Origin of the sequence: Flavobacterium fluvii (genome assembly GCF_900129545.1) — a bacterium.
Lineage (GTDB): Bacteria > Bacteroidota > Bacteroidia > Flavobacteriales > Flavobacteriaceae > Flavobacterium > Flavobacterium fluvii.
On the sequence record NZ_FQWB01000003.1, the window covers coordinates 26,979 to 49,508 of the forward strand.

Here is a 22,530-nt window from a genome sequence, read left to right on the forward strand (position 1 = left end):
TAAAAAATATAATTATGAAAAATATTAAAATAATGTATCTCCTATTTGCCTCGTTTATGCTGATTTTTTCAGCCTGCGATCCAATTGTAGAAGAAGAACACTTATCAGACACAACAGATGTTGCAGGAGTTAAATTAGTGGCTACCCAAAGTACCCCAGGAGGCAATGAGATTACCATCAGTATGGTAAGCCCAGGAATTACAGGATATTGGGATTATAACTTGGGACTTGCGCTAACCAATGAAAAAAAATTCATTTATCCTATACCAGGGAAAGCGACCTTTAAATACACGGGAACTTTAGGGTCACAATTCTTTTCAAAAACAATTGATGTCCAAGTTGATAAACTGGACCATGCTTTGGATCAAGATTGGTATGATTTAGTTGGTACCAACACATCGGCAGGTAAAACTTGGGTTTTTTATAAAGATAATCCTCAGACAAATGGTGACGGTCCATTATGGTGGTTTATGTCTCCTCCCAATGATCCAAGCACAGCGATGAATGCTTGGTGGAATGCAGGGATATGTTGTGGTCCTAGTGATCAAAATGGAAAAATGCATTTTGATTTGAATGGAGCAGCAAATTATAATCACTATGAAACTCTAACAGCAACACCTACAAAAGGAAGCTTTGTGTTGGATGTTGCCAATAAAAAGTTGATTATTAAAAATTCAAAAATGTTGGGTTATGCCGCTGGAAATAAAGATGGTGTATATACAATTATTGAACTTACGTCAACCAAAATGGTTCTTTATTTAAATAATAATGAAGCAAATTCAACTGGCTGGACTTTTGTCTTCAAGCCGCAATAATTTTAGTTAGTTAGTAGTTTTTCGAAAAGGGAAGATTAAATTCTTCCTTTTTCGAATTATTAATCTTTTAGTTATTGTGTAAATATTTCACTAAAGAATTATTTGCCATTATTTCCCTTTACCAAAATTTCATTCAATATAAACCAAAAAAATAGTTGACCAAATGTCTTTTTAATGGCATTATTGGTTAGGTTTCTTTTTGTTTTTTTCGAAGTATAATTCAATCAAAATGATGAAAATGATTAATAATATTTTGGTATGGTCAACCTTGCTGTTCTTGGCTTTGTTGAGTTGTAGCTCTGGAGATAGCGCCAGTGGCAGCGTACCTGATAATGCACAATTAAATGTGGTAATTAATGCTGAAGTTGTCGGTACAACTATTTCGATGCCAAATGGTAATGGAAGTGGATTGGTTAAATTCAACATTAGTCCCAATAATGCCACTTCATACAAAGTTGTTTTTGGAGATGGCGAAACTATTGAAACCACGACGGGAGTTTTTACGCATGCCTATAGCTCAAGTGGTACTAAAACCTATGAAGTGCAAGTTACGGCATTCAATGGGTTAAAATATTTCAGTTCAACAAAATCCATCATGGTTTTTGTTGCCACTTCCCAAATTTGGGGTGACGAATTTGATGTTGAAGGTGCGCCAAACAGTTCAAAATGGGGTTATGATTTAGGTGCTGGAGGTTGGGGAAACAACGAACCACAATATTATACCAACAGAACTGACAATGCAATCGTTCAAGGAGGCGTATTGAAAATTATTACTAAAAAAGAAAATTATCAAGGCAGTAATTATACTTCTGCGAGGCTACTTACCAAAGGCAAATTTTCTTTTAAATATGGTAAAGTAGAATTCAGGGCAAAAATGCCTGTTGGAGGTGGGACTTGGCCGGCATTGTGGATGTTGGGCAGCAATATTGATTCTACTCCATGGCCAGCTTGTGGAGAAATAGACATAATGGAACATCTCGGAAATCAACTCAACAAAATTTACGGAACACTTCATTACCCTGGTCATTCAGGTGGAACCGCAGATGGAGCGACAACAATGATTTCTAATGCAACCTCGGAATTTCACATTTACACATTAGATTGGAGAGCAGATTCAATCAAGTTTTACGTGGACAATCAGCTGTTTAAAACCTTTGCAAATTCAGCAAGTGTACCATTCAACCAGAATTTTTTCTTGATTATTAATTGTGCAATTGGTGGAAATTTTGGAGGTGCAATAGATTCAAATTTTACTTCTTCAACTTTTGAAATCGACTATGTAAGAGTATACAATTAATGGACTTTGCAGGTTTTTCATTCGTTGCTTTCGTATAGGAAGGAACTTGTGTTTTATAAAATTACAATAATATATATTCTTGAAACTTATGAAGATAATAATAACGTCATCATTTCTAATCGTTTCTTTTTTTGCTTTTTCACAATCAAAAAAAGGAATGGAATCCAAACCTTTTTCTACAAAAGACAAATCCGTCGTGGTTTATACCACTGCGGAAAACTCTAGTTTGAGATTGTCAAAAACAGATAATCTTGTATTCAGGGAGTTAAAGCAACCTACGGAAAGACAAGTTTGCGTTTTTGTAAACCCACTCAAAACCTTTCAGACTTTTTTGGGAATTGGAGGCGCAATTTCAGATGCCAGTGCCGAGGTTTTTGCAAAATTATCGAAGAATAAGCAAGAAGAATTGCTCAATGCCTATTACAGCACAGACAAAGGAATCGGTTATTCTTTGATGAGAACCAATATCAACAGTTGTGATTTTAGTTCAGGCAGCTATACTTATATTGATGAAGGCGACAAGTCATTAAAAACCTTCAACATTGAACACGACAAAAAATATCGTATTCCAATGATCAAAAGAGCATTGGCAACGGCAGGAGGAAAAACGACCTTGTATGTCAGTCCTTGGACGCCGCCAGCTTTTATGAAAAGCAACAATAATTTATTGCAAGGAGGTTCTTTGTTGACGGAATATTATCAGCCTTGGGCAACTTATTATTCAAAATTCATAAAAGCCTACGAAAAAGAAGGAATCCCAATATGGGGATTGACGGTGCAAAATGAGCCGATGGCTGTTCAAACATGGGAATCCTGCATTTACACAGCCGAAGAGGAAAGAGACTTTTTGAAAAATTATCTGGGGCCAACTTTGGCAAAAGAAGGATTGGGAGACAAGAAAATTATCGTTTGGGATCACAATCGTGATTTGATGAATCAAAGAGCCAACATTGTTTTTTCTGATCCCGAAGCTTCAAAATATGCTTGGGGAATGGGATTTCATTGGTACGAAACCTGGGCTGGCGGAAAACCCATGTTTGATAATGTCGGAAAAGTCCACGAAGCTTATCCTTCAAAAAACCTGATTTTTACGGAAGGTTGTGTCGAAAAATTTGATGCGGCTAAATATCAATTTTGGGCTAATGGAGCAAGATATGGTACTTCCATGATCAATGATTTCAATAATGGAACCGTTGCCTGGACAGATTGGAACATACTTCTTGATGAAAACGGTGGGCCAAACCACGTCGGTAATTTTTGTTTTGCACCCATTCATGGAGACACGACAACGGGTGAATTAATTTACACGCCTTCTTATTATTATATCGGACATTTTTCAAAATTCATTCGTCCAAATGCCAAGAGAGTCAGCACCGTGGTCAGCAGAGACACTTTGTTGAGTACGTCTTTCATTAATTCAAATGGGAAAATGGTGACTGTCGTGATGAATCAAAGTAAAGAAAAAGTGGTTTATAATTTATGTATTGGAACACAAGCTGCGGAGGTATCTATTTTGCCCAATGCAATTCAAACACTGGTTTACTAAAATTCAAAACAACAATATGAAATCGCAATTAACAAGAAGTTTGCGTAAGCAAACACCAATGAGTAAAAAGGCGATACCATATGTGACAGCTGAAAAATAAAATTTACACATATGAAAAACTGGTTTTTGATACTTCCCTTTTTTATTTCCCTTTCACTCTTTTCCCAAAGCTATTTGCATCGTAATGGACAAAAAATAGAAGACGGAAACGGGAAAAACATAGTGTTGAGAGGATTGGGTTTAGGTGGTTGGATGATACAGGAAGGGTATATGCTCAAGACCAATCAATATGCCGGACCACAACATGTAATCAAACAAAAAATAACCGATTTAATAGGAACTGAAAACACGGAAGAATTCTACAAAGCCTATAAGTCAAACGGAATTACAAAAAAGGATATTGACTCGCTGGCTGCTTGGGGATTTAATTCCGTCAGGTTGCCGATGCATTACAACCTTTATACTTTACCGATAGAACAAGAAAAAAAATCCGGAGAAAATACTTGGATTGAGGAGGGTTTTAAAATGACCGATGATTTATTGAACTGGTGCGAGGCCAATAAAATATACTTGATTTTAGATTTGCACGGGGCTCCGGGTGGTCAAGGACACGATGCAAATATTTCGGATTACGACCCTACAAAACCATCCCTTTGGGAAAGCGTGGCCAATCAAGATAAAATGGTGGCGCTATGGAAGAAGTTGGCTTTACGCTACAAAGACAGTCCGTGGATTGGAGGATATGACATCGTCAATGAACCCAATTGGAACTTTGACGGAGCCAATTTGAATGGTTGCGACGAAACTTCTAATGTGCCTTTAAGAAATTTGCAAATCAGGATTACGAATGCCATTAGGGAAGTTGACAAAAATCATTTAATCTTTATAGAAGGGAATTGCTGGGGAAACAATTACAACGGGATTTTTCCGCTTTGGGATGATAATATGGCGTTGAGTTTTCATAAATATTGGAATCCAAATGATGTGGCTTCCATCCAAAAATTTCTGGATTATAGAACCCAATACAATGTGCCAATTTGGTTGGGGGAAACAGGAGAAAATTCGAATGTTTGGTTCAAGGAGGTAATCACTTTGATGGAATCCAACAACATTGGTTGGGCTTTTTGGCCAATGAAAAAAACAGACAACATTGCCGGTGTGACTTCGGTTGCAATCACGCCAGAATACCAACAATTACTCGATTATTGGAAAAATAATGGAGGAAAACCTTCCAAAACATTTGCAAAATCAGCTTTGATGCAAATAGCCGAAAACTATAAAATGGAAAACCTTGACATAAAAAAGGATGTCATCGACGCCATGTTTAGACAAGTTCAAACCACGGATGCAAAAGCGTATAAAAAACATGTTCTTCCCGGAAAAGTGTTTGCAACGGAATATGATTTAGGACAAAACGGTCATGCTTATTTTGACAAAGACGTTGTAAATTATGATGGTACTGCATTCACGAAATGGAACAAAGGTGGTGTTATGCGCAATGATGGTGTAGACATTCAATCTTGTAATGATGAAATCACCAATGGGTTCAATGTGAGTTTTATAGAGGACAAGGAATGGTTGCAATACACTTTTGATTTGGATTCCGACAAAGTATTTGATGTTGACATTCGCTATTCAAATGCCGTCGCTGGCAGCAAACTGTATTTGGAAGACAAAAACGGGAAAATTTCAAAAACTATTGCGATTCCTGTTTCCACTGATGTGAATGTTTGGAAAACGCTGACCATAAAAAAAGTAGCTTTAAAACGAGGAACCAATAAAATTAGGGTTCATTTCGAAAAAGGAAATTTCGATTTGAATTATTTGGAATTCAAGAATTCAGGGAATTAGTTTAAAAAACAAATAACGGACTTGTAAAGTTTTAATTAGACCACAAGAAACAAGTATTTAAAAGATGAAAAAAATAGTAACTACAACACTTTTATTGGCATCCTTTTTTGCCTTTTCACAATCAAAAACAATAGACCAAAAAGTCGATGCTTTACTGAAGCAAATGACGCTTGAAGAAAAAATAGGACAGTTGAATCAATACAATGATGATTCGAAAGCCACCGGTCCAATAACGGTTGACAACGACAAAGCCAGTCAAATTCGGAATGGGCAAGTGGGTTCGTTGTTGAATTGTCTTGGAACGGAACGCACAAGGAGTTGGCAAAAGTTGGCGATGGAATCCCGTCTGAAAATCCCGTTGTTGTTTGGTCAAGACGTGATTCACGGCTACAAAACAACATTTCCCGTGCCGTTGGGTGAAGCCGCAAGTTGGGATTTGGAAGCCATACAAAAAGCGGCAAGAATTGCCGCAGTCGAAGCTTCGGCTTCAGGAATTCATTGGACATTTGCGCCCATGGTGGACATTGCCCGTGATCCGCGTTGGGGACGAGTAATGGAAGGAGCTGGTGAAGACCCTTATTTGGGTTCTTTGATTGCCAAAGCTCGAGTAATAGGTTTTCAAGGTGAAAAACTGGGAGGAATTGATGCCGTGATGGCTTGTGTCAAACATTTTGCGGCTTATGGAGCAGCCGTTGGCGGAAGGGATTACAACTCGGTGGACATGAGCGAAAGGATGCTTTGGGAAATTTATCTTCCTCCGTTCAAAGCGGCTTTGGATGCGGGTGCAGCCACTTTCATGAATTCTTTTAATGATTTGAACGGGATTCCTGCAACCGGAAATAAATATTTGCAAAGAGACATCCTGAAAGGGAAATGGGGTTTTAAAGGGTTTGTGGTTTCAGATTGGGGTTCCATTGGCGAAATGCAAAATCACGGTTATGCCAAAGACGGAAAAGAAGCGGCTTATCTTGCCATCACGGCGGGAAGCGACATGGATATGGAAAGCAGATGCTACAAAAACAATTTGGAAGCATTGTTGAAAGAAAAAAGGATTGACATTCAATTAGTGGATGATGCCGTCAAGAGAATTTTACGCAAGAAATTCGAGTTGGGGTTATTCGATGATCCGTATCGTTTTTGCAATCCTGAAAGAGAAAAAGCGGCGCTAAATAATCCGGAACACACCAAAGCGGCAAGAGAAATCGGTGCCAAAAGCATCGTGTTGTTGAAAAATGATTCAAATGTATTGCCTCTTTCAAAAGACACAAAAACGATAGCCTTTATTGGACCTTTGGTTAAGGAATACAAGCAAAATATGGGTTTTTGGGATGTGGATTTACCAGGAGTTGATTATGAAAAATTGGTGGTTTCACAATGGGATGGTTTGCAAAACAAGGTTGGGAAAAACACGAAGTTGTTGTACGCCAAAGGTTGCGAAATTGAAGGAGATAACAAAGATGGTTTTGCCGAAGCCGTTAAAATAGCTTCACAAGCAGACGTGGTGATCATGAGCATTGGAGAAAAAAGAGACATGAGTGGCGAAGCAAAAAGTAGAAGCAACATTCACGTTCCAGGCGTTCAGGAAGAATTGGTCAAAGCCATTCAAGCCACGGGAAAACCGGTAGTGGTTTTGATAAACACGGGACGACCATTGATTTTTAATTATACTGCCGATAACGTGCCTGCCATACTTTATACTTGGTGGCTGGGAACAGAAGCAGGGAATTCAATTGCAGACGTGTTGTTTGGTGACGTGAATCCAGGTGGAAAATTGCCAATGACTTTTCCAAGGGAAGTGGGGCAAATACCGATTTATTACAACCATTTCAATACGGGAAGACCGGCAAAAAACGACACGGATTTGAACTATACTTCCGCTTACATTGATTTGTCCATTAGTCCAAAATTTCCTTTTGGATTTGGATTGAGTTATACGACTTTCCAATATTCTGATTTGAAATTGTCCAAAAAGAAGATGAAAAATAATGAAACGATTGAAGTTACGGCAAATATTACCAATACGGGAAAATATGGCGGCGAAGAAGTGGTGCAATTGTATTTGCGGGATAAATTCGGCTCTGTGGTTAGACCAATAAAAGAACTGAAAGGATTCGAGAAAATCAAACTCAATGTCGGCGAAACTAAAACCGTGAAATTTGTGATTGACAACCAAAAACTATCTTTTTACAACGATAAACTGGAATTCAAATCAGAACCGGGAGATTTTGATGTCATGATTGGTTCGTCTTCTGAAGATATTCGTTTGAAAGAGGATTTCGAATTGTTGAATTAATTTCAAAAGCACATTTACTGGCCAAGATTTAGAAGAAAGTAAAAAATTAAATGGAGATAAAATAGTAGTTTAACCGAAATGTTGGGATTATAACGAAGAATATTGTGGGTTTTGCTTTTTTAAGGTTGATTTGTAAACCATTAGAAGTCTTGATTTTATAAAAGACGAATAGGATTTATGAATTTATGAAGAAAGCAAAAGAAATAGTTGGGATTGTAGTTGTTCTTTTAATAACACTTTGTTCTTGCACCAGCGATCCAATTGAGCAGGTTTCGATGTTAAAAAAGATAGTTGAAGTTTCGGCTGACGGATCTTCAAATACAACGCTCCTTACTTATGATGGAAATAAATTGGTGACCATTGACAAAGAGGATCAACTTTCGAAATTTTATTATACGGACGATTTAATCACAAAAGTCGTGGAGTTCGATAAAACAACGCAACACCAGAACACATTGGAATATTCTTATTTGAAGGGTCAATTGACTAAAATTACATCATCTGATAATTACGTGATAAATTATGTACACAATGGTGACGGCTCTGTTTCTTATGAAAAAGTAACCAAGGTTTCCAATAATCTTGAAGTTAAAAACTATCACGGAATCTTGTATTTTCAAAACGAAAATCTTGTTAAAGACGAGAGGATTTTAGATGATGCTGGAATAGGAATTTTGGCTAAAAACACTCTCAGTTTTGGATACGATTATAAAAAAAATGCCTTGAAAAATATTTTGGGGTTCAATAAATTGTTGAATTATTCTAAAATAATTTCCTCAAATAACGAAGTTCTTGGCACTGCTGTTTCATCAATTAAATATGTTGATGATAATCAGGTTATTTCTGAAATAAAAAGATATGATAGCGAATACCAATACAATTCAAGTGGCTATCCAACAGAAATTGTTTCAGAAAACATATTGTTTGGCGGTTCTGATTCAAACCATTTAAAATCGCAATTATTCTACAATTAATTCTATTTTTGTAAAAAAATAGAGATGCAGTTTAGAACTAAAATTTCCATTCTTGATAGCAATAATCCAATAGATTACAATTCCAAAATTGTGTCTTTGGGCTCTTGTTTTGCGGTAAATATGGCCGAGAAACTGGACTATTTCAAGTTCCAAAATACCTGCAATCCGTTTGGAATTTTATTTCACCCATTGGCAATAGAAAAATTGATGGACTTTGCCGTTTCAGGAAAACAATTCAGCGATGACGACGTGTTTTTCTATGAAGAGCGTTGGCATTCTTTCGATCTGCATTCGGATTGGAGCAATTCCAACAAGGAAGAATTAATAGCTAATTTGAATACCGTTGTCCAGTCGACACGCCAACAAATAAGCGAGGCAACGCACATCATCATCACCTATGGGACATCTTGGGTGTACCGAAATCTGGCAAGCAATGCTATTGTTGCCAATTGTCATAAAGTGCCTCAAAAGCAATTTGACAAAGAAATTTTATCGGTTGAAACTATCGAAAATTCGATTGAAAATACAATCGCTTTAATCCAAAAAGTAAATCCAAAAGCGAATGTTGTTTTCACGGTTTCTCCTGTTCGCCACCTCAAAGACGGATTTGTGGAAAATCAATTGAGTAAATCTCATTTGATTACTGCAATTCATCAAACGATAAACGATAAACCACAAACGATAAATTATTTTCCTAGTTACGAAATTATGATGGACGAACTTCGTGACTATCGTTTTTATGCGGAAGACATGATTCATCCCAATCAAGTGGCGATAGATTATATTTGGGAACGTTTTTCTGAAACTTCTATTTCTGAAGAGAGTCATTCGATTATGAAAGAAGTAGAAACAATTCAAAAAGGATTGCAACATCGTCCTTTCAATCCAAATTCTGAAAGCCATATAAAATTCGAAGAAAAACTGGCAAAAAAAATCAATAAAATAGTGTCGCAATATTCATTCATGAAATTTTAATTATGCAAAGAAGAATTTTATTAGGTGCGGGAATTATAGTGTCAATTGTTTTGCTTTTCAAATTTTGTGAATTCAAAAAAGAAGACGATTCCTCTTTGGATTACAATACCAATCTTATTCAGCAACAAATCGTCAATGTTGGGAAACTGGTTGTCACCGAAGGGCATTTTGCCGAAGTGGTAACTTATAAAGACCAAAACAAATATTTGATGGACATGGTTTCTTTCGAAAAGAAAGCTATCGTAATTGTCAATGCCGAGGTGACTGTAGCTTACGATTTACGCCAAGTAAAATACGATATTGATGAAAAAAACAAGACCATCACTATTGTGAATATTCCAAAAGAAGAAATTAAAATCTCGCCGGATATTAAGTATTACGATGTCGAGCAAAGCCAAATGAATCCTTTTACGGGGGATGACTACAACAAAATAAACAAAATTGTGCGAGCCAACTTGGCCAAGAAAATCGAAAAATCTTCCTTGAAATCAAACGCCAAAAACAGGTTGATTTCAGAGCTTTCAAAAATCTTGATACTGACCAATTCCATGGGATGGAAATTGAAATACGAAGGGAATGTTATCGAAAGTGAAACCGATTTTAACCAGAAAATGAAAGGCTAAAAATAACTTGAAACTATAAACAAGAAAACCGCAACAGGAATGCTGCGGTTTTCTTGTTTTGTAATATGATGGTTGTTATTTGGCTAAAACAGGAGGAAATTGCATTAAAATTGTTTCGACCAAATCATTGACGAAGGCTACTTTCTTGGAGCGGGAATGAGGTATGGAGCCCACTCCCTTGCCTAGCCAAATTAATTCGTTTTTGGCGGTGTCAAGAAAATATATAAATAGTGTTCCTTCGATCTCGATGGGGGCATAAGGGGAGTCTCCCCAATAAGACCAGTAAGGATTGTATCCATAGTATCCCGAGTCCATGGGATATGACTCCTTACCCACATCCATACCGTGTAGCAATCCGCCATAATAAGGGGATTTATCAACTTTTTTTTTCTCTTCCGTGGAAACATATACTATCAAATCGGGTTTTTCGCTTTCGGTCATTCCTTTTTTGACAAGTTTGGTTTCTATGGATTCAAGAATTTTTTTCTTGTCGAGGGACGAAAATTGTATTCTGTCAATGCCGCTTTTGTTGAAAGAATAGGTCTTGTATTGACTAAAATCGGCACTTTCGTCAAAATCGGAATTAACTTTAATCGAGGAACCGCAGGAACTCAACATGAATAACAATAGAATGGGGATGAATTTGGTTGCACTCATTTTTTGGTTTTAAATGTTGGGTTCAAAAATGGTTGAAGGTTGGTTTTTTGGGATGCATCCTCTTCAGGATATTTCCCAGATATGCAAAATATTTTTATGTGAATAACAGATTTTTCAAACCGTTCCATTCCTGTGCACAACCAATGGGATCAAGAACAAAAAGTCTCTACAGAAACGATGCCGTTTTCTTGTTTTGTAATGTCAATTTTTGCTGTTTTTTTCCAAAACAGGAGGATATTGCATTAAAATTTTGGATACATATTTATTGAGAAGTATTTCATTTTGAGATAGATTCTCGATTGAATCAACTTCACCCTTTCCTTGCCAAATTACTTTCCTTAGCTTTGGATCAATAATACCTATAAAAAGTTTTCCTTTAATTGAAATTTTTAGTTTTGGTGTATTTTGCCAAGGATCCTGTATAGAATTATATCTCTCGCTTATATTAGTAGGACCTGTGCTCATGTAATTTTGATTGATGTCCCAAGGACTATCCCATCTTCCATAATGAGGTATGTAGGAAGTTTTTTCGTTCTTTGCAGCAAAAAAACCAATCAGCAAATCAGGAGTTTTACTTTTGGTCATGGCTTTTTTTTCAAGTTCAGTTTCGATAGCTTGAAGGATGATTTTTTTGTCAATGGCTGAAATTGGTACTGTATTTGAATTTTTTATGTTGATAAAAGCGTAAGTTTTGTATTGACTAAAATCGGCACTTTCGTCAAAATCGGAATTAACTTTAATCGAGGAACCGCAGGAACTCAACATGAATAACAATAGAATGGGGATGAATTTGGTTGCACTCATTTTTTGGTTTTAAATGTTGGGTTCAAAATGGTTGAAGGTTGGTTTTTTGGGATGCATCCTCTTCAGGATATTTCCCAGATATGCAAAATATTTTTATGTGGATAACAGATTTTTCAAACCGTTCCTTTCCTGTGCACAACCAACGGGATCAAGAACAAAAAGTCTCTACGGAAACGATGCCGTTTTCTTGTTTTGTAATGTCAATTTTTGCTGTTTTTTTCCAAAACAGGAGGATATTGCATTAAAATTTTGGATACAAATTCATTGATAACAGCTTCTTTTTGAGATCGATCATGATTCAAATACCCAACTCCTTCGCCTTGCCAAATTAATTCATTTTTCTTGGTGTCAACAAAATCTATGAATAGTGTTCCTTCTGTCTCGGTGCTTACATAAGGATAACCTCCCCAATAAGGGTAGCCTCCCCACCCCCTGTAAGGATATCCGTATCCGCCCCAACCGTATCCCCAGCCATAACCCCATCCGCCATAATAAGTGGACACGTCCACTTGTTCTTTTTCTTTGGTGAAAATGCCTACCAACAAATCAGGATTTTCGCTTTTGGTCATTCCTTTTTTGCCAAGTTCAGTTTCTATGGCGTGAAGAATTCTTCTCTTGTCTAGGGATGAAATTTGTACTCTATCAATGGCGTTTTTGTTGAAAGAATAGGTTTTGTATTGACTAAAATCCACACTTTTGTCATAATCTGAATAAACGGTAATCGAGGAGCCGCAAGAACTCAATAGCAGCAGTAATAGAATAGGGAGGGTTTTAATTGTGCTCATCTTTCTTAGTTTAAAATGTTACGTTTTAAAGTTTAAAGTTTTTGGAGAACACATCTTCAGGAACAATAAACTCTATGCTAAAATAATTGTTCATCAACTATATTCGGAATGGTCACTTTCAACAAAGGTTGTGTTTCCATTGCTCTTTTTATCGCGAAAATTGCACCTTCATTTCGCGCCCAACTTCTTCTGGAAATTCCGTTGTTGACATCCCAGAAAAGCATTGATTCTATGCGTTTTGATGCTTCTTTTGTACCATCAAGAACCATACCAAAACCACCATTTATAACTTCGCCCCAACCCACGCCGCCTCCATTGTGAATGGAGACCCAAGTGGCTCCCCTGAAGCTGTCGCCAATCACGTTTTGTATTGCCATATCGGCAGTAAAACGGGAGCCGTCATAGATGTTTGAGGTTTCTCTATATGGAGAATCGGTGCCCGAAACATCGTGATGATCTCGACCCAAAACCACTATTCCTATTTCGGCTTTGGCAATTGCCTGATTGAAGGCTTCAGCAATTTTCATTCTTCCTTCGGCATCGGCATACAGGATTCTGGCTTGTGAGCCCACGACCAATTTGTTTTCCTGTGCACCTTTTATCCATTGAATATTGTCCTTCATTTGTTGCTGAATTTCGGACGGGGCTGTCTTGGCCATTTCTTCCAAAACTTCGCAAGCTATTGTATCGGTTTTTTGTAAGTCAACGGGATTTCCGGAGGTACAAACCCAACGGAAAGGGCCAAATCCGTAATCAAAACACATGGGGCCCATGATATCTTGTACATAACTTGGATATCTGAAATCGACTTGGTTTTCGGCCATGACATCGGCACCAGCTCGGGAAGCTTCCAGTAGAAATGCATTTCCATAATCGAAGAAATACGTTCCATTTTCAGTATGTTTATTGATGGCCTTGGCATGTCGACGCAAAGTTTCCTGTACTTTTTCTTTGAATAAAACAGGATTGTTGGACATCATTTCGTTGGCTTTTTCAAAGGAAATTCCAACAGGATAATATCCACCAGCCCAAGGATTATGTAAGGAAGTTTGGTCGGAACCCAAATCGATATAGATGTTTTCTTCGTGAAATTTTTCCCAGACATCTACCACGTTTCCTAGATATCCTATGGAAACTATTTCGTTGTTGGCTTTTGCCAAAGCAACTCTTTTGATCAATTCATCGATGTCATGAATAACTTCATCTATCCAGCCTTGACTGTGTCGGATGTGGGTTATTTTTGGATTGACTTCGGCACAAACCGTGATGCAACCGGCAATTTTTCCTGCCTTTGGCTGTGCGCCACTCATTCCGCCTAATCCTGATGTGATAAATAAACGGCCTTTGGGATTTGTTTTTATTTTTCGGAAGCCGTTAAGAACCGTAATCGTGGTTCCGTGAACGATGCCTTGTGGGCCAATGTACATATAACTTCCCGCAGTCATTTGCCCGTATTGCGAAACTCCTAGGGCATTGAATCTTTCCCAATCGTCAGGTTTTGAATAGTTGGGAATTACCATTCCGTTCGTCACCACAACTCGTGGAGCTTCTTTGTGGGATGGAAACAACCCCATTGGATGGCCGGAATAAATCGTGAGGGTTTGCTCTTCGGTCATTTCGGACAAATACTGCATCGTCAATAAATACTGAGCCCAGTTCTGGAAAACGGCTCCATTTCCACCATAAGTAATCAACTCGTGGGGATGTTGTGCCACGGCATAATCCAGATTGTTTTGGATCATGAGCATTATGGCTTTTGCTTGTTCGCATTTTCCAGGATATTCCGAAATAGGACGGGCATACATTTTATAATCGGGACGGAAACGGTACATGTAAATTCTGCCGTAAGTATTCAATTCCTCTGCAAATTCCTTTATTAATTCAGGATGATGTCGTGGTTCGAAATAACGAAGTGCATTGCGAAGTGCCAATTTTTTCTCCTCGTCCGAAAGAATTTCTTTCCGTTTTGGAGCATGATTTATTTCCAATTCATGCTTTTTTGGCTTGGGCAATAGAGATGGAATTCCTTGCTGAATTTGTTCTTGAAAAGTCATGTTTTAGTTTTTTTAGTTTATGCAAACTGTAAACTGCGACTGAACACCGAATACGAAACACTGCTCACTTTTTTATTTTACCCGTTTTCTTGTCAAATCCATATGGGCAATGACGACAGCCGTTTTTGCAACAATACCCTTTTTTCAGATGGTACTTTTCGGTGAAGCATTTATAACCTTCGGGCGTATAATAAAAATCTTCGCCTTCAATTAATTTATTTTCATTACTTTGTTCGTTCATAACTACAAATTTATACACTTTATAGTCAATGTTTCTAATTGCTGCCAAATATTTAATTCCAAAAGGGTATCGCGGATTGACCGTATTTCCGTTTGTGTTTGTCAAACAGGCATTGGATAAAAATAATGAAGTTTTTGTAAATCACGAACGAATTCATCTGCGTCAACAATTGGAATTGTTGGTATTCCCTTTTTTCGCCTGGTATTTTTTGGAATTTTTGGTGCGTTTCATCCAGTATAAAAATTGGAATTTGGCTTATCGAAATATCAGTTTTGAGCGTGAAGCGTATTCAAATGAAAAAGACCTTGGCTATTTGAAAAGGAGAGTTTTTTGGTCTTTTTTCAAGTATATTCATTGATGTACATACTTGTTTGAACTACAATTCTATCCAAAAATGTCTTGCTCATTAAATTTAAAGTCCTCATTATGGAACATTCGGTTCTTAATGAGGATTTTTAATTTATGATAAATGATTGATATTGTTTGGTTTAATTGATTTATAGGTATGATTTATATCATATTTTATATTTTAAATAAAAGATAAATTTGTTCGTTGAAAGACACTAATTCTATTTTATTAACCATCAAAAACTTATGTTATGCATAAAATTACATTCAAAATTAAAAGCATTATGGTGGATGGTTTTGCAATATTTTTTTTCCTGCTTATTGGTTTCACAAGTTTTTCCCAAGTTGGCATAAATACGACAACTCCTAATTCTACTTTTGAAGTAAATGGTTCCAATGGTCAAAAAGTAACTATGGTAACCACCAATACAACATTGGACGATACTCATAGTATTGTTCTTTGTAATAATGGAGCCGTTGCAAAAACCATGACATTACCTACAGCAGTTGGGATTACTGGTAGAATTTATAGTATTAAACGAGGAGAAGCCAGTACGGCCGATGTTACTATAGCGACAACATCATCACAAACGATTGATGGTGAAATGGATTATATGTTGATGAATGCAAAAGAGTCAGTAACGATTGTCAGTAACGGTTCAAATTGGAATGTAGTGAGCACATTTGTGCCGCAATTTCCCATGGGAGAAATTAGTTTTTTTAATGGAATTCCAAAAATAATTACTATAAGTTCTCCATCTAATGGAAGTACCAATATGGTGCTTTGCAATCCTGCTACAGCTTTGACCACTAACATGATGGGTGTGGGATTTGATAATGGTGGTGCTAATACGGGAAGATTAAGATATACAGGGGCAACTACCAGGGTTTTCCATGTTGCCTGCACAATATCAGTAGGGCCAATAGCCAGTAATGATCAATTTGTTTTTGGTATCGCTAGAAACGGGACGGTACTTTCCACATCCAAAGTAATTCAGAAAACAAATAACTCTGGGGAGATAATGAGTACGGCTTTGCATATTATGGTTACTCTTGCGCAAAATGAGTATTTAGAACTCTATGTGGGAAATATGACTGCAGGTAGAAACGTGGAAATATATTCCTTGAACTTTTTTGCTCTTGGGATGTAGTTGGAATTTCGTCTAGTGCTTATTAATTTACTGGACATGATTCGTTTTTGGTAAACATAAAAATAATAAAATGAAAATTGATTTCGAAAAATACGACATAGCGGGACAGTCCAAAAAAGATTTTTTGAGGCTTTTACATGTTTATCAGAAAGCTATAAACATGAATGTCATTTGTTCCATCACAGATAGTGAAGGGATTATTGTTTATGTAAACCAAAAATTTTGCGAAGTAAGCAAATATTCCCATAAGGAATTAATTGGACAAAATCACAGAATATTAAAATCTGGTTTTTATGCCAAGGAATTTTATGAAAATATGTGGAATACCATTAAATTTGGTGATATTTGGCAGGGAGAAGTTAAAAATAAAGCGAAAGACGGTTCGTTCTTTTGGTTGGACAACACTATATTTCCAGTATTTGACAAACGGAAAAATATAGTGCAGTATTTTTCGATGCGATTAATCATTGACCTGAAGAAAAAAGTGGAAGAAGAAAGAATAGAACACATAAAATCGCTGGAAGAAATGCTTTTTATGACTTCCCATCAAGTAAGATTGCCAATCGTAAATATTTTGGGATTGGCAATCCAACTTGAAGATTCTACAAATTCAAATGAAGATACAACACAAATAGTAGCTTGTATTAAAGAATCTGCAATATCTCTTGACAAAATCACTAAAGAACTTACGGCTTATATATCTGGAGTAAAGGGTAAGGAAAAGGAAAAAACAGAGAAAGTGGTTGCTTCCTGAAATATCAGTTTAAGAGTGAAGCTTTACTCAAATGAAAAGACCTTTTCTATTTAAAGCAAAGGTCTTTTTGGAGTTTTTTGAAATATATTATTTAATAAAAGTTATTCAATAACAAAATAGGAAAAACGAGGGTCTACTGTACTACCTGATGTCTTAAAATTAATATTAAAAGAAGTTGTTGTAACAGCGTCAACCCAGACGATGTAATCTTGGGCAGCAGCGTTTGCAAGTGTAAGCATTACTATGGGAGCACTGGTGTATGAAATGTTGAAGTTTACTTTTACGCTAGCGGTACCTATGGATGTTCCTGTAACATCGATTAATCCTTTAGTGTCTGTAGAATTTGAAGTAATAGAGGCGGAGCCGAGAACTGATAATCCAGTTATATCTGTCAATGTTGGAACCAAGGTTTGTTCACTTTTGATATGTCCATCTTTTAGGTGTAGCAAGGCTGTGGGTGTAGCTGTTCCTAATCCAACTTTTCCACCCGCCGTCCATGATAAAACAGGAGTTGCTAAAGTTGTTACAACTGTACCATAACCCAAGGTCCATACATTTTGGGATGGATTTGAAAGAAAACCAAAATTTGTTCCTGCTGAATTGAGTACAAAAGCATTTTTTCCTATGTTGTTGGCATAAATGGTGCCGGTTACGTCTAAGGTTGCGCGAGGATCAATGTTTCCAATTGCCAATTCACCAGTTGGAGTTACTCTCATCCATTCCGTATTATTGGTTTTAAATACGAGTGGGTTATTGTCGGTTGTTCCCATGAAATTTGTCGCGGCTGAGGTTCCAGAATTTCCTGTAAGAGACCAACTAGGAGAAGAAGTTATCAAACGCGTCCACGCTGTTCCGTTCCAGAAATAATAACCGGGAGTTACATCTCCTGCAGTGCTGGTGTTGTAAACCAAAGTTCCTGCCAGTGGCAATCCTCCGTCTTGCGGATTTACTACTGGAGCCGATATTGTTGTTGATGTTAGAGCTACTTGGGGAGCTACAAATCCGTTTGTATTGGAATTGATTTCGAGTGCGCCTCTAGGTGTCGTGGTTCCTATGCCTACTTGTGCGGTCGTGCCGACACTGATCAATAACATAAATAAACAAAAAGGTAATAGGGTAGTTTTATTCATGATTAATTTTTTTTTGAAACGACATAAATAATATATTTTGTTGCTACTAAATTAAGATATATTTTTGCAAAGGAATAATTTTTTACAGTTTATCGGTCTATTTATTAGATAAATGACAACTTATAGTTTTTTTTTAAATGTATTTCTTACAAAGAAAAAGAATTAAAGATAAGGTTTTATTTTAAAAAAAAGATAAAAGCATCTTCTTTTGACTAAAGTTTTTTGTTGCATTTTTTACTTTGCCGCAATTAGGAGTGTTTGAGCTAGATTTAATACTTGTTTAATAATAAGGCATTGATTATTAGTTGTTTTAAGTTTAAAAAGTTTCTTTTTTATAGAAGGAAATAAAATTTCATTGTTTTAAACAGGGATAAAAGAAAGTAATGCGTGTTTCTAATTGAATTCATATTCTTTAAATTGAAATGGAATTTCTCAAGATTTTAACGTAATATTATACTTGGTAAATTAATTAATGATGTATTTGGACGATAATAATTGCGGTTAAGTGGTGTTTTTTAATGAAAAATGATTAAGTTTAGGGTTGGTTTCAAATATTTAGAACATTTAACGGCTCGATTGAAATTTTAAAAAATCGAGGAATAACTATAAAATACATTAGATCATGAAATCTAAAATACTATCAAAAATTTTCTTGATTGTTGTTGGATTTTTATTTCAATTTCAGGCAAATTCCCAGGATATGTTCGTGAAATCGAATTCCTATGTTTATGTAAACAACCAGTATGTTTACGTGAAAAATGACATAGAGTTGAACGCATCGACCAGTAATTTCTATTTAAGAAACGGAGGGCAATTATTGCAAGGCACTACAGGCGCGGGAGCCAACAAGGGAATTGGGAGTCTGTCGGTATTTCAAGAAGGGACTGTCAATAATTATCAATACAATTATTGGTGTTCTCCCGTGGGAAATGTTGATGCGGCTACAACAGTCAACAATACTTTTGGAATCAAGCTATTGGGAAGAGCCGCCACCGCCACCGCCACAACACCGGCCACTATTTTAGGATCCACTTCTTATGATGGCACTGCTTCTCCTTTGGCAATTGCTCCTTATTGGGTTTACAAGTTTATCAACAAAAGTGGTTATTCCGATTGGATTCAAGTGGGCTCGACTACCACTGTGGCACCCGGTGAGGGTTTTACAATGAAAGGGTCTTCGGGAACTGATGCAACAACTGTCGACGGAGTTCAAAATAATCCCGATGGAAAACATCAACGTTACGATTTTAGAGGAAAACCTAATGATGGAACCATCAATATTCCTGTTTTGTTAGGTGAATGGACCTTGACGGGAAATCCGTATCCTTCGGCAATTAATCTGCAAGCATTTTTACTTGGAGAAGTCAATTGCACGGGAACGGCCTATTTTTGGGAACAGGACAAAATGGTAAACTCGCATTACGTTGCTGATTATAAAGGAGGATATGGGACTTATACTGCCGCAAATGCCTATGTTCCTGCCGTGTTTTTTACCTATGATGGGTTGGGAAATGAAGTTTCCAACATAGGTAGTTCTGGAAAATCTTATGAAAGAAGGTATTCTCCTATTGGCCAGGCTTTTTTGGTAGAAGGGTTGGCGAACGGAAATGTTCAAATGAAAAATAGTTACAGGGTTTTTGTCAAAGAAGGTGCAGGAAATGAATCCGAATTCGAAAGAATAAAAAACGATAAAAACAAAAAAAGTGCTGCCGATCCCAGTCCACAAATCCGTTTTAACACGGTCTTGGATAATGGACCAATTAGCCAGATGGTACTGATTTTTGATCCTGCATCAACAGACGGTGTTGATCGTGCGTTGGATGGGGCATCACCAAACGACGGTCCTGCAAACAATTACTTCGTGCTCAATAATAGTGAATATGTGATAAATGTTCTTCCGTTTAATATTGACAAGAAAATTCCAATAGGGTTTAGAAATTATGCACAAGCCAATTACAAAATCACGGTAAACCAAATGTTGAATATTCCTGAAGTCAGCAACGTGTACTTGCATGATAAAACGACCAATATATATTATGACATCAAAAACAGTTTCTATGATTTGACTTTGCCGGCCGGAACCTATAACACTCGATATGAAATAACTTTTAAAAACGGCACTTTGGGAACTGAGGATATGGAAAGTCAAAGATTTTTGGTACAACAAGACAATGTAAATAAAAACTTGACTATCAATAATCCTAAGCAATCAGAATTGGTTAGCTGTAATTTATACGATGTGGTGGGAAGATTAATTTTTAGTAAAGACAAATTGGGCACTAATTCTTCTTATTCATTTTCAACGGCTAATCTAAGCAATGGAGTTTATATTGTAAAATTAACTGCAAATGACAAATCAGAAATGGGGACAAAAATTATTATAAAAAACTAAAACCCATAAATTAATATGAAACAAAAAATGCAATCTGGAATGGATTGCATTTTTTGTTTCATATTGATTTACCTTTGTAAAAACATCTTGGTTTGAATCAACAAGTATCCATAAAATTTCCCAATTCAATTGAAGTGCAAATCAAGCGCGAAGATTTGCTTCATCCTTTTATTTCAGGAAATAAATTTCGAAAACTAAAATACAATATTCTTCAGGCAAAAGCCGAAAACAAGGAAACACTCCTTACATTTGGCGGTGCATTCTCGAACCATATTGCCGCCGCCGCTTATGCCGGAAAAGAATATGGGTTCAAAACCATCGGGATTATTAGAGGAGATGAATTGAGGGATAAAATAACTGAAAATCCAACCTTGCAGTTTGCCCAAGAGTGCGGAATGCAATTCAAATTTGTCACTCGTGAAGACTATCGCCACAAAACCGATGCCGATTTTATAGCCAATTTAAAACAGGAATTTGGCGATTTTTATCTCGTTCCCGAAGGAGGAACCAACGAATTTGCCATCAAAGGTTGCGAAGAAATCTTGACCCAAGAGGATGCCCAATTTGATTTTGTGTGTTGTGCCGTTGGAACGGGAGGAACAATTTCGGGGTTAATAAACAGTGTTTTGCCACACCAAAAAGTTTTGGGTTTTCCAGCCTTGAAAGGGGACTTTTTAAAAGAAGATATTCGTAAATTTGCCCGAAACTCAAACTGGGAATTGATTACGGATTATCATTTTGGAGGTTACGGCAAAGTGAATCCAGAATTAATAGCTTTTATCAACCAGTTTTTTGAAGAGACCGAAATTCCTTTGGATCCCATTTATACGGGAAAGATGGTTTTTGGCGTTATGGATTTAATTCAAAAGAATTATTTTCGGGAGAATTCCAAAATTTTACTCATTCACACCGGTGGACTTCAGGGAATAGCAGGAATGAATGTCAAATTGAAAAACAAGCATTTACCAATAATAGCCATAGATGTATAAAAAAATAGTACTTGTAGTCGCAATTTTAACCTTGGTGGGTTGTTCCTCTTCTAAATCTCCTATTGTAACCACAAAGGCAGGAAATTCCAATTATAAAAAAGGAAATGTCCATACGTCGAAAAACACGACTAGTACAGGAAAAAAAACAGATAAAGAAGTAATACAATCGACTTCAAGAACCGTCGTAACTTCGGATGGGATAAATGGCTATGTGATCCATTACAAAGACATTGCGATGAACAACATGAAAAAATACGGTATTCCGGCGAGTATCATTTTGGCTCAAGGAATCCTGGAATCGGGTGCTGGCCAAAGTACCTTGGCGCTAACGGCAAACAATCATTTTGGAATAAAATGTTACAAAGATTGGGCGGGAGAAACCATAAATCAGGACGACGATGCCCTCCAAGAATGTTTCCGAAAATATAAAAATCCCCAAGAATCATATCAGGATCATGCCGACATTATTTCAAAAAGAACCCGATATGCCTCGTTGTTTAGTCTTCCAAAAGGCGATTATAAAGCTTGGGCAAGAGGATTAAAAAAAGCCGGTTATGCCACGGATCCTAATTATCCCGAAAAATTAATCAATTATATTGAGCGGTATCATTTGGATCAATTCGACAACCTGGTTTTGGGAAAGGATTATGTTTTGGATAAAAGCCAAAATGCAAATGCTGCTACCAAAGTAGTTCTTAATGATAAAACAAATCAATATGAAGTCCAAAAAGGAGACACTTTATATTCGATTTCCAAAAAATATAATATTCCCGTTGAAGAGTTAAAAAAGCAAAACAATCTTTTTGACAATGCTATTTCAGTGGGGCAAACCATACTAATAAAAAAATAAA

General features: G+C 36.7%; 20 protein-coding genes. 14 read left to right on the forward strand and 6 right to left on the reverse strand.

From position 1 onward, the window contains the following. The first annotated feature begins 14 nt into the window (after nucleotides 1-14). From BUC16_RS07855 to BUC16_RS07890, 8 genes are all read left to right on the forward strand, one after another. Nucleotides 15-815 (forward strand): hypothetical protein, encoded by an 801-nt coding sequence (locus BUC16_RS07855; RefSeq protein WP_073369561.1) that lies wholly within the window; start codon nucleotides 15-17, stop codon nucleotides 813-815. A 238-nt stretch (nucleotides 816-1,053) separates the two neighbouring features. Then, nucleotides 1,054-2,112 (forward strand): family 16 glycosylhydrolase, encoded by a 1,059-nt coding sequence (locus BUC16_RS07860; RefSeq protein ID WP_244534350.1) that lies wholly within the window; start codon nucleotides 1,054-1,056, stop codon nucleotides 2,110-2,112. 88 nt (nucleotides 2,113-2,200) lie between these two features. Continuing rightward, nucleotides 2,201-3,658 carry a glycoside hydrolase family 30 protein gene (locus BUC16_RS07865; protein ID WP_073369563.1) on the forward strand — a complete coding sequence of 486 codons (1,458 nt, stop codon included), beginning with the start codon at nucleotides 2,201-2,203 and terminating at the stop codon, nucleotides 3,656-3,658. 111 nt (nucleotides 3,659-3,769) lie between these two features. Further along, complete coding sequence (locus BUC16_RS07870; RefSeq protein ID WP_073369566.1) at nucleotides 3,770-5,509, forward strand: cellulase family glycosylhydrolase; 1,740 nt, start codon at nucleotides 3,770-3,772, stop codon at nucleotides 5,507-5,509. A gap of 64 nt (nucleotides 5,510-5,573) precedes the next feature. Beyond that, nucleotides 5,574-7,802, forward strand: a complete 2,229-nt coding sequence (bglX, locus tag BUC16_RS07875; RefSeq protein ID WP_073369568.1) for a beta-glucosidase BglX — start codon at nucleotides 5,574-5,576, stop codon at nucleotides 7,800-7,802. A 185-nt stretch (nucleotides 7,803-7,987) separates the two neighbouring features. Continuing rightward, the gene (locus tag BUC16_RS07880) at nucleotides 7,988-8,776 is read left to right on the forward strand and encodes a hypothetical protein (protein WP_073369570.1); all 789 of its coding nucleotides are present in this window, start codon (nucleotides 7,988-7,990) and stop codon (nucleotides 8,774-8,776) included. A gap of 24 nt (nucleotides 8,777-8,800) precedes the next feature. Next, nucleotides 8,801-9,751 carry a GSCFA domain-containing protein gene (locus tag BUC16_RS07885; protein WP_073369572.1) on the forward strand — a complete coding sequence of 317 codons (951 nt, stop codon included), beginning with the start codon at nucleotides 8,801-8,803 and terminating at the stop codon, nucleotides 9,749-9,751. A 2-nt stretch (nucleotides 9,752-9,753) separates the two neighbouring features. Next, nucleotides 9,754-10,374: a DUF4230 domain-containing protein gene (locus BUC16_RS07890; protein ID WP_073369574.1), complete on the forward strand. Its 621-nt coding sequence runs from the start codon at nucleotides 9,754-9,756 to the stop codon at nucleotides 10,372-10,374. Nucleotides 10,375-10,449: 75 nt separating this feature from the next. Here the strand turns inward: BUC16_RS07890 and BUC16_RS07895 are convergent, their stop codons facing one another. The 5 genes from BUC16_RS07895 to BUC16_RS17735 form a co-directional block, all read right to left on the reverse strand. Next, nucleotides 10,450-11,031 (reverse strand): DUF4136 domain-containing protein, encoded by a 582-nt coding sequence (locus BUC16_RS07895; RefSeq protein ID WP_073369576.1) that lies wholly within the window; start codon nucleotides 11,029-11,031, stop codon nucleotides 10,450-10,452. A gap of 201 nt (nucleotides 11,032-11,232) precedes the next feature. Beyond that, on the reverse strand, nucleotides 11,233-11,835 hold the full coding sequence (locus tag BUC16_RS07900) for a DUF4136 domain-containing protein (RefSeq protein WP_073369578.1): 603 nt from the start codon (nucleotides 11,833-11,835) through the stop codon (nucleotides 11,233-11,235). 200 nt (nucleotides 11,836-12,035) lie between these two features. Further along, nucleotides 12,036-12,620: a DUF4136 domain-containing protein gene (locus BUC16_RS07905; RefSeq protein ID WP_073369580.1), complete on the reverse strand. Its 585-nt coding sequence runs from the start codon at nucleotides 12,618-12,620 to the stop codon at nucleotides 12,036-12,038. Nucleotides 12,621-12,697: 77 nt separating this feature from the next. After that, on the reverse strand, nucleotides 12,698-14,674 hold the full coding sequence (gene hutU, locus BUC16_RS07910; RefSeq protein ID WP_073369582.1) for a urocanate hydratase: 1,977 nt from the start codon (nucleotides 14,672-14,674) through the stop codon (nucleotides 12,698-12,700). A 64-nt stretch (nucleotides 14,675-14,738) separates the two neighbouring features. Further along, nucleotides 14,739-14,915 (reverse strand): C1orf53 family protein, encoded by a 177-nt coding sequence (locus BUC16_RS17735; RefSeq protein ID WP_170860862.1) that lies wholly within the window; start codon nucleotides 14,913-14,915, stop codon nucleotides 14,739-14,741. A 28-nt stretch (nucleotides 14,916-14,943) separates the two neighbouring features. Between BUC16_RS17735 and BUC16_RS07915 the strand changes: the two genes are divergently transcribed. The 3 genes from BUC16_RS07915 to BUC16_RS07925 all read left to right on the forward strand — a co-directional run bounded on the left by BUC16_RS07915 (nucleotide 14,944) and on the right by BUC16_RS07925 (nucleotide 17,168). Continuing rightward, nucleotides 14,944-15,273, forward strand: coding sequence for a hypothetical protein (locus tag BUC16_RS07915; protein ID WP_073369585.1), 330 nt, complete (start codon nucleotides 14,944-14,946; stop codon nucleotides 15,271-15,273). Between the two features lie 241 nt (nucleotides 15,274-15,514). Further along, on the forward strand, nucleotides 15,515-16,414 hold the full coding sequence (locus BUC16_RS07920) for a hypothetical protein (protein ID WP_073369587.1): 900 nt from the start codon (nucleotides 15,515-15,517) through the stop codon (nucleotides 16,412-16,414). 70 nt (nucleotides 16,415-16,484) lie between these two features. Further along, nucleotides 16,485-17,168, forward strand: coding sequence for a PAS domain S-box protein (locus tag BUC16_RS07925; protein ID WP_073369589.1), 684 nt, complete (start codon nucleotides 16,485-16,487; stop codon nucleotides 17,166-17,168). Between the two features lie 101 nt (nucleotides 17,169-17,269). Here the strand turns inward: BUC16_RS07925 and BUC16_RS07930 are convergent, their stop codons facing one another. After that, nucleotides 17,270-18,298, reverse strand: coding sequence for an H-type lectin domain-containing protein (locus tag BUC16_RS07930; protein WP_141226104.1), 1,029 nt, complete (start codon nucleotides 18,296-18,298; stop codon nucleotides 17,270-17,272). 622 nt (nucleotides 18,299-18,920) lie between these two features. Between BUC16_RS07930 and BUC16_RS07935 the strand changes: the two genes are divergently transcribed. The 3 genes from BUC16_RS07935 (at nucleotide 18,921) to BUC16_RS07945 (ending at nucleotide 22,529) form a co-directional block, all read left to right on the forward strand. Beyond that, nucleotides 18,921-20,690 (forward strand): DUF8693 domain-containing protein, encoded by a 1,770-nt coding sequence (locus BUC16_RS07935; RefSeq protein WP_073369592.1) that lies wholly within the window; start codon nucleotides 18,921-18,923, stop codon nucleotides 20,688-20,690. A 92-nt stretch (nucleotides 20,691-20,782) separates the two neighbouring features. Then, nucleotides 20,783-21,679, forward strand: a complete 897-nt coding sequence (locus tag BUC16_RS07940; RefSeq protein WP_073369594.1) for a 1-aminocyclopropane-1-carboxylate deaminase/D-cysteine desulfhydrase — start codon at nucleotides 20,783-20,785, stop codon at nucleotides 21,677-21,679. Further along, on the forward strand, nucleotides 21,672-22,529 hold the full coding sequence (locus BUC16_RS07945; RefSeq protein ID WP_073369597.1) for a glucosaminidase domain-containing protein: 858 nt from the start codon (nucleotides 21,672-21,674) through the stop codon (nucleotides 22,527-22,529). Before BUC16_RS07940 ends, BUC16_RS07945 begins: the two co-directional genes overlap by 8 nt. The last annotated feature ends 1 nt before the right edge of the window (nucleotide 22,530 follow it).

Coding starts and splice junctions, on each gene's coding strand:
- BUC16_RS07905 (WP_073369580.1), bottom strand. CDS start 12,620: ATGAGCACAATTAAAACCCTCCCTATTCTATTACTGCTGCTATTGAGT.
- BUC16_RS07890 (WP_073369574.1), top strand. CDS start 9,754: ATGCAAAGAAGAATTTTATTAGGTGCGGGAATTATAGTGTCAATTGTT.
- BUC16_RS07895 (WP_073369576.1), bottom strand. CDS start 11,031: ATGAGTGCAACCAAATTCATCCCCATTCTATTGTTATTCATGTTGAGT.
- BUC16_RS07880 (WP_073369570.1), top strand. CDS start 7,988: ATGAAGAAAGCAAAAGAAATAGTTGGGATTGTAGTTGTTCTTTTAATA.
- BUC16_RS07900 (WP_073369578.1), bottom strand. CDS start 11,835: ATGAGTGCAACCAAATTCATCCCCATTCTATTGTTATTCATGTTGAGT.
- bglX (WP_073369568.1), top strand. CDS start 5,574: ATGAAAAAAATAGTAACTACAACACTTTTATTGGCATCCTTTTTTGCC.
- BUC16_RS07935 (WP_073369592.1), top strand. CDS start 18,921: ATGAAATCTAAAATACTATCAAAAATTTTCTTGATTGTTGTTGGATTT.
- BUC16_RS07920 (WP_073369587.1), top strand. CDS start 15,515: ATGCATAAAATTACATTCAAAATTAAAAGCATTATGGTGGATGGTTTT.
- BUC16_RS07860 (WP_244534350.1), top strand. CDS start 1,054: ATGATTAATAATATTTTGGTATGGTCAACCTTGCTGTTCTTGGCTTTG.
- BUC16_RS07870 (WP_073369566.1), top strand. CDS start 3,770: ATGAAAAACTGGTTTTTGATACTTCCCTTTTTTATTTCCCTTTCACTC.
- BUC16_RS07925 (WP_073369589.1), top strand. CDS start 16,485: ATGAAAATTGATTTCGAAAAATACGACATAGCGGGACAGTCCAAAAAA.
- BUC16_RS07945 (WP_073369597.1), top strand. CDS start 21,672: ATGTATAAAAAAATAGTACTTGTAGTCGCAATTTTAACCTTGGTGGGT.
- BUC16_RS07915 (WP_073369585.1), top strand. CDS start 14,944: ATGTTTCTAATTGCTGCCAAATATTTAATTCCAAAAGGGTATCGCGGA.
- BUC16_RS07855 (WP_073369561.1), top strand. CDS start 15: ATGAAAAATATTAAAATAATGTATCTCCTATTTGCCTCGTTTATGCTG.
- BUC16_RS07865 (WP_073369563.1), top strand. CDS start 2,201: ATGAAGATAATAATAACGTCATCATTTCTAATCGTTTCTTTTTTTGCT.
- BUC16_RS17735 (WP_170860862.1), bottom strand. CDS start 14,915: ATGAACGAACAAAGTAATGAAAATAAATTAATTGAAGGCGAAGATTTT.
- BUC16_RS07885 (WP_073369572.1), top strand. CDS start 8,801: ATGCAGTTTAGAACTAAAATTTCCATTCTTGATAGCAATAATCCAATA.
- hutU (WP_073369582.1), bottom strand. CDS start 14,674: ATGACTTTTCAAGAACAAATTCAGCAAGGAATTCCATCTCTATTGCCC.
- BUC16_RS07930 (WP_141226104.1), bottom strand. CDS start 18,298: ATGAATAAAACTACCCTATTACCTTTTTGTTTATTTATGTTATTGATC.